The sequence below is a fragment of the Bacillus sp. HMF5848 genome (assembly GCF_003944835.1).
GTDB lineage: Bacteria > Bacillota > Bacilli > Bacillales > HMF5848 > HMF5848.
Map to the genome: position 1 here is coordinate 1 of NZ_RWIV01000002.1, position 16161 is coordinate 16161.

The 16161-nt window shown below is 42.9% G+C and carries 18 protein-coding genes; all 18 read right to left on the reverse strand.

The window, feature by feature from the left end; all coding sequences use genetic code 11:
• A partial coding sequence (locus EJF36_RS21955; RefSeq protein WP_260472005.1) for a hypothetical protein occupies positions 1 to 256 on the reverse strand: 256 nt, incomplete at its 3' end.
• A gap of 95 nt (positions 257 to 351) precedes the next feature.
• Positions 352 to 1998: a pullulanase-associated domain-containing protein gene (locus tag EJF36_RS21190; RefSeq protein ID WP_260472006.1), complete on the reverse strand. Its 1647-nt coding sequence runs from the start codon at positions 1996 to 1998 to the stop codon at positions 352 to 354.
• Between the two features lie 79 nt (positions 1999 to 2077).
• Complete coding sequence (locus EJF36_RS21960; protein ID WP_260472007.1) at positions 2078 to 2254, reverse strand: hypothetical protein; 177 nt, start codon at positions 2252 to 2254, stop codon at positions 2078 to 2080.
• 52 nt (positions 2255 to 2306) lie between these two features.
• Positions 2307 to 2465, reverse strand: coding sequence for an alpha-amylase family glycosyl hydrolase (locus tag EJF36_RS21965; RefSeq protein ID WP_260472013.1), 159 nt, complete (start codon positions 2463 to 2465; stop codon positions 2307 to 2309).
• Between the two features lie 50 nt (positions 2466 to 2515).
• Entirely contained in the window at positions 2516 to 3181 is a 666-nt protein-coding gene (locus EJF36_RS21970; protein WP_312028290.1) for an alpha-amylase family glycosyl hydrolase, read from the reverse strand.
• Positions 3182 to 3201: 20 nt separating this feature from the next.
• Positions 3202 to 3333 carry a hypothetical protein gene (locus EJF36_RS21975; protein ID WP_260472008.1) on the reverse strand — a complete coding sequence of 44 codons (132 nt, stop codon included), beginning with the start codon at positions 3331 to 3333 and terminating at the stop codon, positions 3202 to 3204.
• Between the two features lie 199 nt (positions 3334 to 3532).
• The gene (locus tag EJF36_RS21980) at positions 3533 to 3670 is read right to left on the reverse strand and encodes a hypothetical protein (protein WP_260472009.1); all 138 of its coding nucleotides are present in this window, start codon (positions 3668 to 3670) and stop codon (positions 3533 to 3535) included.
• A 47-nt stretch (positions 3671 to 3717) separates the two neighbouring features.
• Positions 3718 to 4215, reverse strand: a complete 498-nt coding sequence (locus EJF36_RS21985; RefSeq protein WP_260472010.1) for a hypothetical protein — start codon at positions 4213 to 4215, stop codon at positions 3718 to 3720.
• Positions 4216 to 5173: 958 nt separating this feature from the next.
• The gene (locus EJF36_RS21690) at positions 5174 to 5338 is read right to left on the reverse strand and encodes a hypothetical protein (RefSeq protein WP_185807043.1); all 165 of its coding nucleotides are present in this window, start codon (positions 5336 to 5338) and stop codon (positions 5174 to 5176) included.
• Positions 5339 to 5358: 20 nt separating this feature from the next.
• Positions 5359 to 5739, reverse strand: a complete 381-nt coding sequence (locus EJF36_RS21200) for a hypothetical protein (protein WP_125908486.1) — start codon at positions 5737 to 5739, stop codon at positions 5359 to 5361.
• Between the two features lie 92 nt (positions 5740 to 5831).
• Complete coding sequence (locus tag EJF36_RS21205; RefSeq protein ID WP_260472015.1) at positions 5832 to 6131, reverse strand: N-acetylmuramoyl-L-alanine amidase family protein; 300 nt, start codon at positions 6129 to 6131, stop codon at positions 5832 to 5834.
• A gap of 79 nt (positions 6132 to 6210) precedes the next feature.
• Positions 6211 to 6705, reverse strand: coding sequence for an N-acetylmuramoyl-L-alanine amidase family protein (locus EJF36_RS21210; RefSeq protein ID WP_185807044.1), 495 nt, complete (start codon positions 6703 to 6705; stop codon positions 6211 to 6213).
• A 381-nt stretch (positions 6706 to 7086) separates the two neighbouring features.
• Positions 7087 to 9858, reverse strand: a complete 2772-nt coding sequence (gene ppc, locus EJF36_RS21215) for a phosphoenolpyruvate carboxylase (RefSeq protein WP_125907741.1) — start codon at positions 9856 to 9858, stop codon at positions 7087 to 7089.
• A gap of 253 nt (positions 9859 to 10111) precedes the next feature.
• Positions 10112 to 11386, reverse strand: a complete 1275-nt coding sequence (locus EJF36_RS21220) for an aminotransferase family protein (RefSeq protein ID WP_125907742.1) — start codon at positions 11384 to 11386, stop codon at positions 10112 to 10114.
• Positions 11379 to 12644, reverse strand: coding sequence for a peptidase (locus tag EJF36_RS21225; protein WP_125907743.1), 1266 nt, complete (start codon positions 12642 to 12644; stop codon positions 11379 to 11381). Before EJF36_RS21225 ends, EJF36_RS21220 begins: the two co-directional genes overlap by 8 nt.
• A gap of 158 nt (positions 12645 to 12802) precedes the next feature.
• Positions 12803 to 13465, reverse strand: coding sequence for a 3-oxoacid CoA-transferase subunit B (locus EJF36_RS21230; protein WP_125907744.1), 663 nt, complete (start codon positions 13463 to 13465; stop codon positions 12803 to 12805).
• 109 nt (positions 13466 to 13574) lie between these two features.
• Positions 13575 to 14276 (reverse strand): CoA transferase subunit A, encoded by a 702-nt coding sequence (locus EJF36_RS21235; RefSeq protein WP_125907745.1) that lies wholly within the window; start codon positions 14274 to 14276, stop codon positions 13575 to 13577.
• Positions 14277 to 14809: 533 nt separating this feature from the next.
• Positions 14810 to 16147: an aspartate aminotransferase family protein gene (locus EJF36_RS21240; RefSeq protein WP_125907746.1), complete on the reverse strand. Its 1338-nt coding sequence runs from the start codon at positions 16145 to 16147 to the stop codon at positions 14810 to 14812.
• Positions 16148 to 16161 lie beyond the last annotated feature (14 nt).

A 16161-nucleotide genomic window follows, 5' to 3' on the forward strand; every position in this document is an offset into this window, starting at 1 on the left:
CGCCCATACCTGTTTCGTCACCATAATACCAAGCCATAACAGGAAGTAACTGTACGTGTGTTACACCTAATGACTTAATGTAGTCTAACTTGTCGATGAATGCTTTATAAGAGCCCCATCTAGCATTTAAATCACCTTCGATAGATGGATCTGAAGTGAAGTCACGTACGTGCACTTCCCAAATAATCGCATCTTCACGCTTTTCAAAGCCTTCAATGTTAGCATGCGAGAATCCTTCAGGATTTGTATCGCTCAAGTCAACAATAGCAGCTTTTCCAACTACATCACCATCAGGACCTGGGTCACCATTCGTGTTAACCGTAAAGGCAGCTAATGATTTTGCATACGGATCTAATACTTTTTCGTTACACCGTCGTTTGTTACTTCATATTGATAGTAATATCCATCAAGATCAGCTACACCTAAGTCACTTGCAGCTACATCTAGAGACCAAACACCGCGCTCACCTAGAGTTAAAGGCATAGTACCAATTTGTGTCGCAGCATCGTTTTTGTCGTAGAAGTTCGCTACAACTGCACTTGCTTTGGTGCCCACAATTTTAAGTGTTGCATCACCATTGTTATATGTTGCACCTAAATCATTACCATCGTAGCCATATAAGCTATCAATTAAGCGCCAGCCTTTTACAGCATCAACTGTTCTGCCAGAGTATGTTACTGTATATGGCATTAAATCTAAGTCAATATTAGCAGTAATCTTAACAGAAATATCATCAGTCACTTCAACAGCGTCGATAGTTACAGGGTTACCGTCTTTATCTTTTAGCTCTAACTCATTGATTAGAGCATCAGCTGTTAAACCAGCAGTCATAGTGAAACCTAATAGTATTTCAGTTTCAGATAAAAGTTCAGCTGATAAAATTCCGTTTGCTACATCTCCGTATGGAGAAATATAAACGGTGTCATCACCTTGTTTAATCCATAGACGGTTGTATTTGTCTACAAGATTAAAAGTTTTGTTGCCACCATCTTTACCTGGGTCACCTAGAGTAACATCCATTACTAAGAAGCCTAGAGATTTTGCATCTTCATTCATAGCAATGTCATAATATGCGCCGTATTGGTCGATACCAGACGACATTGTAGCACCTGTTGGCCAGTTGTCTGATGGAGCAACTACATCGCCCCAGTTCCAAACACCGTAGTTTTCATAGTCACCGTTATCACGAGTGTAGTGAATACGAACTGTGTTTTCTGGTAACTCAACTGGCTCGAATGTGAACACTTCATTTGAACCTTGCTTAATCCAAATTTCATTTACTTCAGATGAACGAATTGTGAAGCCTTTGTCTCCACCGTCTTTACCAGCGTCACCTAGAGTAACATCCATTACTAGGAAGCCGATATTCTTCGCGCCTTCTGCTAACTCAACATCAATATATGCGCCGTAGTCATCAAACTTTTCAAACATAGTAGCGCCTGTTGGCCAGCCTGCAGAAGGGTCTGCTACATCGTTCCATAACCAAGCACCAAAGTTTTCATAGTCACCGTTTGTTCTGTTGTAATGAATACGGATGTGGTTTTCTGGAACTCCTAGGTCAGGCGCTACAGTGAATATCTCATCAGAGCCTTCTAGTAACCAGATTTCCTTCATACCTGGTGTAATAGTAACTAACTTGTTTCCACCATCTGTTTCTTTACTTACTTTATTAACAATATGGAAACCTACTTCAACTGCATTGTCTTTTAACGGGATATCGATATATGCCCCGAATGAATCAGTTCCAGCAAATGGAAGGGCATTATCTGGCCATGGATCAACTTGTGGTGTTACCACATCAAACCAAGTCCAAATACCCATGTCTGCATAATTACCATCTGCTCTATTGTAGTGGATACGTAAAGTGTTAGCAGGAATATCTCCTTCACTTAATGCACCAGTAATTAAACCATTTTCTACAGTAAGTAGAACTGTACCACCGTCAGCATTAGCCGGGATAGTAACTTCAACTTCACCTGCACCAGATGTTGTGTACACAGTACCAGAATGTTATCTGTTACAACAGCAGCAGCTGAATCCACAGTTAATGTAACTGTTTTTGCTGTGTCAGCAACGTTTAATCCAACGTATACGTTGTCGCCTGCATAGCTGCGAGAGAATATAGATATTCGTCAGAATCGCCACCAGCAACATAGTCACGATCACCTTTTGCAAATACATCAGAGTTATTAGCACGGAAGTTTAATAGTTTTGTATAGTGAGCTAGAATGTCATTGCCCTCTACTTGATCCAAGCGAGGTCATAACGATTATCGTATTGCGGATAGTTGTTAGCACCACTTTGTCCTAACTCTTCCCGTAATAAATAACTGGTTGACCTTTCGCAGTCGCTTGAAGAGAAACCGCCACTTTAAACTTACCTTCGTCTCCACCTACAGCAGAGTGTAAGAATCCATCTTCATCATGGCTGCTTAAGAATTGACCAAGAGTAGCTGTATTGTCAATATTATCGTTTCTCTTATCAAGAGTTTCATTTGCACTGTTTAAGCTTCCATTTACAAGCTTTTTGCGATATTTTTAAAATCAAAGTCTAGTAGTGAATCCATCATACCTGAATCAAGGTAGCCAAGGTCATTGCTTACGCTTGCGCCCCAAGCTTCACCAATCATTTTATGTTCAGGCATTTTTTCTGTAATAGCATTTTTGAACGCCATCCAAGTTGCATCTTCAACGTGTTTCACTGTGTCCACACGGAAGTAATCAATTGTGTTACCGTTTGCAGTTGTTGCTGCATCAATCCAAGCAGTTTGCCAATCAATGATAGCTTGACGAACAGTAGGATTTTCTGTTTTGAAGTCTGGTAAGCCAGCTAATTCACCAACAACCTCATCCGTTCCAACGTTACTACCTTGACGAACTAGATTAGAGTAAACAGTACGCTCTTCATCAGTTGGGTAACCAGCTGGTGGGTTTGCTACATTAGCATCAATATCTTTCAAGCCATAACCAGTGTGGTTAAGAACTACGTCAACCATAATCTTAATACCACGATTGTGTGCTTCGTCAATTAATGTATGGAACTCATCCATTGTTCCAAAGTGTGGGTTTAAAGCACCAAAGTTGCTTGCCCAGTATCCATGATATCCATAATATGAGCTAACATCAGCTTGGTTATAAGCTACATCATGTTTAACGTTTTCAACAATTGGGCTGATCCAGATTGTATTAACACCTAAATCATTTAAATATCAAGCTTTGCAGTAATACCAGCAAAGTCTCCACCTTGGTACGTACCACGATCAGTCGTATCATAGTTCATACCATAAGGATCATTATTACCAGTATTTCCATCAAAGAAACGGTCTGTTAGCATGAAGTAAATATCCCAATCAAATCAGCTTCCCCGACAGATTGGCGAGTTTCAATTGTTACAGATGTAGATGCATCAAAGTAGTTACCAAATGAATCTACTACCGTTACTGGGATATCTTTCGTACCAGCTGTTACATCGTCATCAACAGCGATAGTAACCGCTTTTACCGTTGGATCAATTTCTAACTTGTCAGATCCACCTAATGCAGAAACATCAGCAAAATCTTTGTGATAGATACACTATCATCTAAACCTTGCACATCCACTGTTAATACAGCGTTTTCATTATAATCAATAGCTGCCGGTGCAACAGAAGCTGATACAGTTAGTGGCACCATAAAGAAATCAACGTAAGATGCACCCTCTACTGTGTTGTAAGGATCCGTTACTTCTGTTGTTGTCCATCAATTGTTACTAAATATGAATATGGAGTTTTACCATTAGGGACTTGTACATCTCCTAATACGAATCTTTCATTGTCAGCTTCGTATGTCATCGGTAAAACGTCACCGTTGAACTTTAATTCTACTTTTTGAATAGCGTCCATTGCATCGTTTGCAAAAAGAGCTGGACTGCGATAGTAGAAAGTTGCAAGACCTTTGTCGATTACCAGGTTTAGAACCATCAGGTTACAACGTGAATTTGTTCTACCCGCTGTGATATAAGCTTTTGTTAAAGATCGTTTTGTTGATAGGAATAAATCTATCACAAATTCTTTTTCAGCAGTGTCCCAATCAAACGTGCTACGCAATACAAAGCCATTGAGTTGCTCAGGACCTATTGCAATATTAGCAATTGCTTTCGTTCCATCATATGAGTCAAACGTAATTTGGTCTTGTCCATCAACACCTGTATTTCCAAGTCCAAATATTCCAATCACCAAATGTTTGGTCTTCTCTAATATACGTGAAACGAAGTTGGTCGCTCACCTGTTATCGCATCTGCATCCGTTAAAAGAATGTCAGTTGCATTAGACGTACCTTCATTGTAAGTATCATCTGTAGCGCTACTATCATACGTCTCAGTTGTTACGGGAATTTTCTTCGATTGCTTGTACAGACTGTACAGGTACAGTTGGTAAAAGCAAGCTAAGGAGCATGATAATTGTCATTAAACATAGCACTATGACGTTTCATCTTTCTACTCATCAAATTCTTTTCTCCTTTTTATTTCAATTGATAGTGTTTTAGCTATCAATGGTGTAAGTTAACACTTAGCTGTGAAATCGTTTGGCATTAAGTTGCACAATAAAAATTGCATATACCCAACAGTTATGTTAAGAAACATTAGTATTGTAATATACTATGTTGCGCAACGTGCGAAACCGTTTGCACAAATGTGGTAAGAAATAGATTCCTTATCCGCTTGTGCAACAGTTGCACATTATTAACTGCATTTGGTCGAAAAATGCAAACGATTGCAAACTAGTACTAAACTAATTTTACACTATATTAATCAACTGGGCAACAGGTTTATGAGGAAAATATCCTGTATCCTTTTTCTTACATTTTCAGTAAGTTAGTAAGCTGTATTATGCAAAATTACTGTGCTTAAAAACATGCATTTCTCGCGATTATAGGAAAAAATTATATATTAAACTACAAAAAAACTGTGACACTACCTTGTACATTGAGTTTAAAGTTTCATAGAAATTACACAAACTTTTGGTTTCTACTTGCATAAGAGCGGTTCCTGCATGGCTGACCTCACCACTTCGGGTGAGTGGGGGAATAGTTTCGTAATAAGCTAGTGTAAACTTTTTCTTAATCTTCAACACACGAATCCCACAACCGCTTCATCTTTGTAGCCACTTTCACCGGTTACTTCATACGTTTCTTTTACTAAGCCGACGCCTGGCGCATAGTACCGCGTATAATAGTATTGGCTCCCACGACTTCATCGGTTGTTTTGCTAACTACGAGTACGTCATGATAAGTAGCGCATGGTAGCTGTAGCGTGGTTTGTTCTTCAATAATAGTCCAATCTGCATGTGCTGTTGTGCTCACAATTGTGTCCAGTCGTTCTTCTAAAATTCTTCTAGCAGCGTTCCTTCTTGGTCAGCTAGACCAACCTGTTCATATACTAGTGTCATTTCATCTGCTGTCCAGCGATATATCTGGGTGGTGGGCGCGCCATTCAATGTAATAATTATTTGCACATAATCGCTATCTTCAGCGACAACGTCGTATGTATACAACAGGTCCGGACCATTCACAAAGTGTTTTTTCATCCCTACCTCCGGCCGGTATGTATCATAATGCGCAAAAGCTGATGGGGCTGTCTCTTTCGGAATTGGTGTCTCTTTATTTGTGTGCGTCACTACTGGCTTATTGGTAGGAGCACAACCTACTATAATAAAAAGAAATATGATTCCGCACACCACTTGCGTCACTATGTTTTTCAGCATTAGCATTGACCTCTCCCTCACTGTTGTAAAATTACCAAGTCATTTTATGTCGGCAGTACTTCCATTCAACGCATCGGCCTCGTTGTTTGTAGTTACAGTGTTATTTTATCTAAAACTTTATAAATAACTTTCTGACGGTCTTTATCAAACACATGAATCGCAGACCGGGTTTGTTTAGCATATGTCAGCGCATCAATCTCATGTTGAAAGGTTGCTAGTTTCCTATCATTAGCACCGTACACCTCATACACTTGAAAATAGCTTGTAATCCCCTCGGCTATAGCTTTCGCAGCTGTTTGCTGGAATGTTTTCGCTCGGATTGATTGTTCTTCAAATCTATTACTCATGTAGCCTAGCTCTAGTAGGATGGCTGGCATTTGTGCATTACGAATAACAAAAAGCTTTGGTTATTATGTATCCGTCTGTCAGGGGTAGCTAGTTGATTTACGAGTGCCGGATGCACACTCTCCGCTAAACGCTTACTATCATCTCGAAACAAAGCTGAAGTGGATCAAACGGATAAGTAGGATTCGCGTGTTGTATGCCGTCAAAGTAGTAGGTTTCTACACCACGACGGAATGGGTTTGTAGGATGTGCATTATGATGAATAGAAATAAAAATAGTTTGTTGATTGTTGGTGGCTGCTAGTTCGTTTGCCAGTTGGATTCGCTTCGCTAAGTCGCCTTCGCCTTCATTTCCTCGAAGAATCGGGGCAAATTCTCGATCATCAGAACGTGTAAGCTCAACGCGGATATTTGTATCTTGCTGCAAATATTTACGTACGAGTAAGGCCACCTCTAGATTGGCATCTTTCTCACAATATCCGGTTTGCACGCCGCTGAATCCACACGTTCCATAAAACTTCCCACCGTGGCCGGGGTCAATAATGACTAGTTTTTCTGCTGAAGCTAGAGTTGGAAAAGCTATGATGATGACGGTGGTAATGAATATTCGTAAAAAAACCATGGATTTGCCTCCTTTCAAACGGGAAATTTGTCGTAACTTGTAAGTGCCTGGCACCGACAAAGTTTTACAACTTTTGCACCCTTGATACGACTGGGTTTTAATGGGTGTGGATAAGTGCCGTGCCTGGCACCGACAAAATACAGCGCCCATCGACCAATTTCGACCTAATTCCTAGCGATTCCCGGCCACTTTATATTGTAAAAGCACCATCACACGTACTGCAGGTCACGGTCTAACATCTAAAAAAGAGAACTTGGCGTGTTGTGATACCAAGTTCCCCTTTTTCATATTGTTTGCAAGCACGAATTCAGATTACCGCACTAACACACGAGTATTTTGCATTACCTTTTCATTACTTCTCATTACCTTTGTTTGACCAAATCAACCTGTATTACGAAGGCCCGCTGCAATGCCGCTAATCGTCAGTAGCACTTCTGTTAACAGAGTATCTTCAGGGTTGTCACTTTCACGCAACTCCTTAATGAGCTCCACTTGTAGGAAGTTGAGCGGATCTACATATGGGTTGCGGCGCTTCACCGATGATTGAATCGTTGGTGCGTGATCGAGCAATTCTTGATGATCTGAGATTTTTAAAAGAATAGCTTTCGTACGGTTATACTCATCTACAATGTTAGTAAATATTCTATCGCCAATCGCTTCATCCTCAACAAGCGTTTTATATAGAGAAGCCGTTGGAATATCTGCTTTCATCAACGCCATTTGTAAGTTATCAATTGTTGATTTAAAGAATGGCCAATTATGATACATATCCTTCAAAATCTTTAAGTTTTCAGGGCTTTTTTCTGCAAACGTCGATAAGCCTGTTCCTGCCGCATACCAGCCTGGCAGCAACTGACGACTTTGCGTCCATGCAAATACCCATGGAATCGCCCGTAAGTCTTCAAAGCTAAAGCTTTCTCTATTTTTTCGACTCATCGGACGCGAGCCGATATTTAATGAGCTTAGCTCCATTAACGGTGTAGCTTGGATAAAATACGTTAAAAAGTCTTGATCCTGGAAAACAAGAGACTGATATTTTCGTAGCGCAGCTTCAGACACCTCTTCAAGAGCTTGCTCCCAAATTTTTTCACGTAAATGTCCTTGCTCTGATTCCTTCGATACGTGCGCCGCAACCTCAAGCATCGTAGACGCAGCTTGTTCTAAACTACGATACGCAATGTCCGTTAATAGATAACGAGATGACATAACTTCCCCTTGCTCCGTAATTTTCACACCATCACCTAACGTTTCGGCTGGCTGTGATAAAATACTACGATTTAGCGGACCGCCTCCACGACCTAATGACCCACCACGGCCATGGAAAAATTTCAGGCGTACGTTGTAGCTTTTCGCCATTTCATGAATTTCTACTTGCGCTTTATACAGCTTCCAGTTTGCTGTTAAGGTGCCACCGTCTTTACTACCATCTGAATAGCCGAGCATAATTTCTTGATGGTTGCCGCGTACGTCTAAATAGTTGCGATACACATCCATCGTAAACAACGTTTCCATAATTCTTGGTCCTGCTGTTAAATCATCGACTGTCTCTAGCAACGGCGCGACGCTTAATAAACTTTCAACACGACCATCATCATGCAGGCGGTAAATACCCATTTCTTTAGCTAGCACAAGTACTTCTAGTAAATCACTCGCAGACCGAGTCATACTAACAAGATACACTTCAATGGAACGTTCGCCGAATTCCTCATGAGCATCTTTAATCATTTTGAAGCAATTTAGCATTTTACGCGTTTCTTTACTATAATCCTCATGCAGTAATAGCAGCGGACGAGGGTCTTGTAGGATATTTTCAAGAATCTCTATTTTTTCATTTTCCGGTAGCCCTGCATAGTTATCAGTAATTTTTACTTTTCGCAAAATTTCAGTTACTGCCGCTTCGTGCTCCCCACTATGATTCCGAATATCTAGTGTGGCAAGATGGAAGGCAAATAGCTTCACTTGGCGGATGAATTTTTGTAGAATTCGTAGTCTTCTTTCAGTTGGCTGGTGCATTTTAATACTATTTTCTATTAAATATAGGTCACGCAACAGCTCATCGACATGCGCATAGCCAATGTTGTCAGACTTGCCAACGTGGCGAATGCGTTCTAATATAATCGCAAGCTTTCTTCGATATACCTCGGTTTCTACATTCCACTTTTTATCCGCTGCAACATAGATTGCTTCCTCTTGTTCAACCGATTGCAGCAGCTCGTCACTTACTTGTACTCGATTGGTAGAATGGCTGAATAGCTTCATCATTTCCACAATAACTTCTTTATACTTTTTCAATACAAGTCTGCGTTGTCTTTGTAATGTTTCCCAAGTTACATCAGGTGTTACAAACGGATTTCCGTCTCGATCGCCTCCAACCCAAGAGCCAAAGCGTAGAAAGTTAGGCACATTCCATTTTTGCTCTGGGAAGCATTCCCCTAAGCAATCCTCCAAATCTTGATGAATGTCAGGTAAAACATTGAATAATGTATGATCAAAATAATAAAGCGCATTCCGAACCTCATCCAACACGGTCGGTTTATGCTGATGTAGCTCATCTGTTTGCCATAATGTTGTCACTTCATGTATTAGCTTTTCTTCTATAGTTGCTTTTTCTTTTTTTGTTAATAGTGGTTGATCAAGCTGTTTAATATCATCAGCAATGCGCTTCTGGATTTCAAGAACAGAACGTCTTGTCGCCTCTGTTGGATGTGCTGTGATAACTAGCTCAAGCGATAACTTGTTAAGTACATCTTGAATCACTTCAACAGGAATTTGATTGTCCTTCAGCGATAACACAGCACTTTCGAAAGAAGAAGGCTGCACTACATGATCTTCTTCAAGCTGATACTCACGACGACGGCGAATACGATGATTTTGTTCAGCAATATTTACTAAATTAAAATAAACAGAAAAAGCACGAATAACCTGCTCACGCATCGGCGGCTTCAGCTGTTTAATCTCTTGCTTAAGCGCTTCGTACGTTTCTTCCTTAAAATTTTTCCGAAGTGTAATCGTCAGCTCACGAATTTTTTCAACTTTGTCTAGTAACTCGGTCCCCCCGTGAAGAGTTAAAATCTGCCCTAAAATGTTGCCGAGAGTTTTTACATCGCGACGTAGCGGAGAGCTACTATCATTTACATGTATACTAGTTGTCATAAAATCACCTTCTTTGTATTATTTTTTGCTTCGATAAGGGTAGTTGCCTTTGAATTAGGCATGCGTATTTACGTAATGAGGAGAAAACTATCAAGCTTGAGGCAATATGTAAATCTATAAAAATGAAAACACCTCAGACATTACCCAATTATCTTAATTATAAGAAAATTCATGGTATTGATATCATATCATAATACTAGCATTTTATGTAGTATTTTAGCCTTGCAGTTATTTCTGCAAGGCTTTTACATGATTATATACTGTTTATTGTGTCTTTTAAAATAGTAATTATTTTCTCCACTTCTTCATTCGTAATGATGAGTGGCGGCGCTAGTACAAGCGTATCTTGATTATCAAACGTCACCGCGCGACATATGAGACCCCGGTTCGCTGCTTCTTTTACAATTTGCGGGGCGAGGCCGCCCGTAAATTCGATCGCTGCCATAAGACCGAGGCCGCGGCAGCTTTGTATGATGTCAAAGTCGACTGCGAGTGAGCGCAAACCGTCTAGCAGCTCGGCGCCTCGTAGTTTAGCATTCTCAACAAGGTCTTCTTGTTCTAGTAGGTCGATGTTTTTCAGAGCGATGGCGCAGGCTGTCGCGTGTCCGCTGTACGTGTAACCGTGTAACAGCGTGCCTTGTGAGAGCTGCGTAAAATCTTGATGCATTTGCTCTGAGATCATCACTCCACCGAGCTGAGCGTACCCGCTCGTTACTCCTTTTGCAAAGCACATCATATCTGGCGTGACACCCTCGTAGTGCTCCATGCCAAACATCTTTCCGGTTCGACCAAACCCAGTAATGACTTCATCGGTAATTAGCAGAATCCCGTATTCCGTACAAATGTCTTTTATTTTTTTAAAATAATCTGCTGGTGGCACGTGCACACCACCTGCGCCTTGCACAGGCTCTGCGACGATAGCAGCAAATGTATCTGGTCCTTCTTGTTCGATTAGAGCTCGCAACGCTGTGACTTCAAAGTGGTCGACATGAAAAAAGTCGGGTGCGAGCGATTGGGTGAAATCGCGAAACGGCTTGAGTCCCGTTGCGCTTGTCGCCCCCATGGATACGCCGTGATACGACCTGTTTCTAGCGATGATTTTTTTACGCGCAGGCTCGCCCTTTAATAACCAGTAGTGACGCGCGAGCTTATAGGCGGTGTCGTTTGCTTCTGAGCCGCCTGATGTGAAAAACGTCGCAGTAAGCGGCGGTGGTGCTAATTGTGCGAGCTTGGCAGCGAGTTTGATAGCTGGTTCGTTACTAAATGTCGCGAAGCACGAGCTGTACGCGAGTGTCTCCATTTGCTTCTTTGCTGCTTCAGCTAAGTTCTTGCGCCCATGACCGACGTTGACATTCCACAGGGAGGACATCCCGTCAATAACCACGTTGCCTTGTATATCCTCTAGATAAATTCCATAGCCTTTTTTAAAAATAAAAGCTGGACCGCTCGACTGCTGCTCCTGGATAGACGAAGTTGGGTGCAAGAAATGCTTTTTATCAAGCTCTGCGAGATGCTGCGCTTCATCCATCGTGTTCACCTCCACACCAATCGATAATTGTTAAGGCAATAATTTCGGCCGCTTCGAACACTTTGTCTATTTCGATGTATTCGTTCGGGTGATGTGCGTTTTCAGTCACACCAGGACCAAACACAACGGACGGTGTCGCGCCAACATTTGTGAGCAACCCACCATCGGTGCCCCAAGGGGACGCTTCGATTGTTGGCTTGCGCCCGGTCACGTGCTCGAAGTGTGTGGTTAGCTTGTTGATTAGCTCGTGCTCAAGATTGATCGCTCCTGGTAGCCAGCGCGCGCCAAACCATTCGAGCGTGACGGGGTTTTTGGTGAACCACGGGTCCGTTTTGTGAAGCTCGGCGATCCACGTCTCTAATTCTTGCTTCGCTTCATCCATTGTTTCTTCTGGCGAGACACCAATGCGACCTTCAAGCTTTACAAGGTCCGGTACCGACGATGGCCAGTCGCCACCGGTGATTTTGCCAATATTAATAGGCACCGGGATCGGAATGTTGCTGTAAAGAGGATCGGTGATGCTGGCGTTTCGCTTTTCTTCAAGTTTCTTCACATGCTCGACAACAAGAAGCGCCTTTTCTATCGCACTGACTCCTTCGTACCTTGTGCCGCCGTGAGCAGAGCGACCTTTTACGTGAAGGCGAAACCACATCGAGCCTTGTTGCTTCGGAAAAATTTTCATATTCGTTGGCTCCGGGATAAGCGCCGCATCGGCTTTATAGCCGCGGTGGATGGCTGCGAGTGTTCCTAAGCCACCGCTCTCTTCTTCAATGACACTTTGAAAAATTACGTCACCTTTGAGAGGTGTTTCTTGCAGAGCGGCTAGCGCTAGGAGAAGAGCGACATTGCCACCTTTCATATCGGTAGCACCACGACCATAAAGCTTGCCGTCGATAATTTGCCCGCTGAAGGGCGGGTGTGGTGCCCATTGCTCAGGATCGCCCGCTGGTACGACATCAATGTGACCGTTTAAAATAAGCGAGCGCCCGCCACCTGTACCTTTTTTAATACCTACCACGTTCGGACTATTGGTGAAATCCGTTCGCGGCGAAGCAAAGTATGGGTGTTGCTTGAGTGTAGCCCCGTCTGGCTCCCACACATCGATTTGTAGGTTCAGCTGTTGTAGCGTGTCAATAACAATTTGCTGGGCGGGCTTCTCATTTCCTTGAGTACTATTTGCCTGCACGAGTCTTTGTAAGAGGGTGATGCCATAATTTCTGTTTGCCGCAAGCCACTCTTTTATGTGAGTTTTTAACAATACACTCCCCCCTCGGTGATTGTGTTGCTTTGTACGAGACTTTACAATCGTCGGCACACGATTTTGGTTACTAACGAGACTTATCTTCGTTTTGGAAGTTGTTATTGTCTCGATTCTCAGTTCAACCGCTTTATATTTTTACAAATGTCTAGCGGCGCTCAGTCCAACCGCTTTATATTTTTACAAATGTCTAGCGGCGCTCCTGTTTTGGCAATGACATCCTCTACTGTGTGCGGTGCCATTACTTCTTTTAAAAGTAAGCCTTGAGGGATGACTTCAATGACCGCCATATCGGTAATGATTAAACTTACACAAGCCTTGGCAGTAAGCGGCAAAGTGCAAGTCTTGAGGATTTTCGGATCTCCATTTTTATTACAATGATTCATGACAATAATGACTTTTTTTGCTTTTTTCGCGAGCTCCATCGCCCCACCAATACCAGGCACACGTTTTCCTGGCACAATCCAGTTTGCTAGGTCACCTGTTTCGCTAACCTCGAGGCCTCCGAGTATCGTCACGTCTAAGTAACCCGAGCGAATCATGCCAAACGCAGTCGCGCTGTCAAAAAATGAAGCACCTGGAACAGTGGTGACAGGAAAGCCACCCGCATTGCATAAGGTCGGATCCTCTTTTCCTTTGGCGGGTGATTTCCCGATACCTAAAATACCGTTTTCCGCATGAAACATGACATTAAGGTGGGGCGGGAGGTGATTCGGTACAAGTGACGGAATGCCGATACCGAGATTGACGATCATACCATCTTGTATTTCCTGCGCGGCACGCTTCGCGATTCTATTACGCGTATCTACCCCCATGCTCATGTTTAACTCACCTCCACACTTGGAATGTCGTAATTAATGGATACTTTTTGGTGAGGCATTCACTGGGCAGGTTCATAGCCGAACTTCTTTACTATCCTGTTCCACACACCTACTCCCATGCCCATGTCCAGTCCACCCCTTTACTTTGTACGACGCGATCCACGTACACACCAGGTGTGACAATTTCTTCAGGATCCAGCTCGCCGACTTCAACAATTTCATCCGCCTCCACTATCGTGATTGTGCCAGCCATCGCCACGAGTGGATTCGTATTGCGGGCACTAGTTTCATAGATAAGGTTGCCAAATGTATCCGCCCTTTTCGCGTGTATAATGGAGACGTCAGCTGTTAATGCGGTTTCTACTAAATATGCGTTGCCGTTTATGGTGATTTTTTGCTTACCCTCTTCGACCATGCTATCGAGACCAACGTCCGTGAGTATGCCAGCTAGCCCAACACCGCCTGCTCGGATGCGCTCCGCTAACGTACCTTGTGGGGAAAATTCGACCTCGAGTGTCCCGTCCATCATGTATTGACCGGCATTTGGGTTCGAACCAATGTGAGACACGATAATTTTTTTCGCTCGGCGCTGGCTGACAATTTTTCCGATACCAATCGTAGGAAACCCTGTATCATTTCCGATTAGCGTGAGGTCTTTTACACCTTTATCGAGAATACCTTGAATGAGAGTCGGGGGATTCCCGACGCCCCCAAATCCACCAAACATCAACGTACAGCCATCATCAATAAAGGCGAGCGCTTCTTCTAATGAAACAACCTTGTTTATTAGTCGCTTGGGAGATGACTTCATAGCACGAGCCCCCTAACTAATTTTTAAATTCCGGCGGAGTGTGTTGTTCGTATCTTTGATCCTAGCCCATTAAAGTGAAATACGCATAAACCGAGTTTTTTGACGCATAAACAGGTGAAACAGGCGCATAAACACTTGAAACTCACGCATAAACCATTAAAACTAGCGCATAAACACCAAAATCTCACGCAGAAAATGGTAAGGGTGGGGGATTTTTAGCTAATTTGAACTAAAATCAAGCATATTCGATAGATTTTGCCCCTAAACCATCGATTTTCGCCCATTAACTGTAAACACTTACCCCTAAACCACCAATTCTCACCCATAATCTGCAAAAGTTTACCCATAAATCTTTAAGCTTCGCCCATAAACCGTGAAAATCCGCCCTTAAATCAGCAATTTCCGCCCATAAACTCCGGAAATCCTCACCCTCATCTACCAAACTTTCTCCTACTCAACTTCAATCGTCAATCTACTACTTTCATCATTCAATAAACTCGCTCGCAAACTCAGATAATACAACTTTTCCCCTACTACAATTCCCCCGTTACTTCATCGACAGTTTCTTTGAAAATAGCAACTAAGTCATCAATCTGCTGCTTTGTGATAATAAAAGGTGGCGCGATGATGACGGCATCACCGTAAGCACCGACCTTGCCGGCAGATGAAGGGTACACAAGCAGACCTTTGTCTCTTGCTGTATCAACAATTTTTTTCGTCAACCCGACCGACAGCTCAAATGGCTGCTTCGTTCCTAAATCGGCAACAAATTCAACACCAATCATCAAGCCTTTCCCTCTCACATCCCCAATCACTTCTGACTTTTCGGCTAGCGCCTCGAGTTTCTTCATTAAATACGTTCCGTTTTCTTCAACTTTTTCTATTAGTCTATTTTTTTCTATATAATTTATGACAGCAAGAGCCACGGCTGCGGATAGCGGATTCGCACTTAGCGTGTGCCCACTCATAATAGAGTTCGAACCTGCCAATATAGGGGCCATCACTCTTTCACTCACGAGTGTAGCGGCGATTGGCGTGTAGCCTGCACCCATGCCTTTTCCCATCGCAATAATGTCGGGCTTTACATCCCAATGATCCATGCCGTACATCTTTCCTGCCCGCCCGATTCCCGTCATCACTTCATCTGAAATGAACAAAATCTCGTAGCGGTCACAAATCTCTCTTATTTTTTGATAATATCCATCTGGGGGGACAATCACACCACCCGCTGCGCCAACGATGGGCTCTGCAATAAACGCAGCAATTTGGTCAGCACCGGTTCGCTCGATTGCAGTCTCAAGTTCACTAGCGCAGAACAGCTGACAGCTCGGATACTTCAAATTGAACGGACAGCGATAGCAATACGGCGGAGCTACGGTTGGAAAGTCCTCTAACAAACGAGCAAACCGCTCACGCCGTTTTACATGACCTGATAACGACAACGCACCAAGGGTAATACCGTGATAGCTAATCCAGCGCGACATTACTTTCGTCTTTTTAAAATTGCCCTGCTCTTGATAGTGCTGAATAGCAATCTTAAGCGCTGTTTCCGTTGCTTCTGAGCCACTGTTAACGAAAAACGACCAGTAATCCTCCTCGGCTCCGACAAGCTCATTCAACTTAAGCGCAAGCTCCTCGGCTGGTTCGGATGTAAATTGGGACCGATACACAAACGAAACGTTTTGCGCTTGTTCATGCATAGCATCAACAATATCAGGGATCGCATGACCAATGCTCGCAGTAATCGCACCAGAGCAGCCATCTATATATTTTTTTCCGGTGTTGTCATACAAATATATGCCATCACCGTGTGTTACTGTTGGATAAACCTCATTGAGCATCGGCTTAATCAGTAACGAATGACGCTTCATACGAACCCCTCCAT

Excerpts from the sequence above, each read along its gene's own strand:
- EJF36_RS21975 (WP_260472008.1), bottom strand. The coding sequence starts at position 3,333 with ATGCTAACAGACCGTTTCTTTGATGGAAATACTGGTAATAATGATCCT.
- EJF36_RS21980 (WP_260472009.1), bottom strand. The coding sequence starts at position 3,670 with ATGGTGCCACTAACTGTATCAGCTTCTGTTGCACCGGCAGCTATTGAT.
- EJF36_RS21200 (WP_125908486.1), bottom strand. The coding sequence starts at position 5,739 with ATGCTGAAAAACATAGTGACGCAAGTGGTGTGCGGAATCATATTTCTT.
- EJF36_RS21210 (WP_185807044.1), bottom strand. The coding sequence starts at position 6,705 with ATGGTTTTTTTACGAATATTCATTACCACCGTCATCATCATAGCTTTT.
- ppc (WP_125907741.1), bottom strand. The coding sequence starts at position 9,858 with ATGACAACTAGTATACATGTAAATGATAGTAGCTCTCCGCTACGTCGC.
- EJF36_RS21220 (WP_125907742.1), bottom strand. The coding sequence starts at position 11,386 with ATGGATGAAGCGCAGCATCTCGCAGAGCTTGATAAAAAGCATTTCTTG.
- EJF36_RS21230 (WP_125907744.1), bottom strand. The coding sequence starts at position 13,465 with ATGAGCATGGGGGTAGATACGCGTAATAGAATCGCGAAGCGTGCCGCG.
- EJF36_RS21235 (WP_125907745.1), bottom strand. The coding sequence starts at position 14,276 with ATGAAGTCATCTCCCAAGCGACTAATAAACAAGGTTGTTTCATTAGAA.
- EJF36_RS21240 (WP_125907746.1), bottom strand. The coding sequence starts at position 16,147 with ATGAAGCGTCATTCGTTACTGATTAAGCCGATGCTCAATGAGGTTTAT.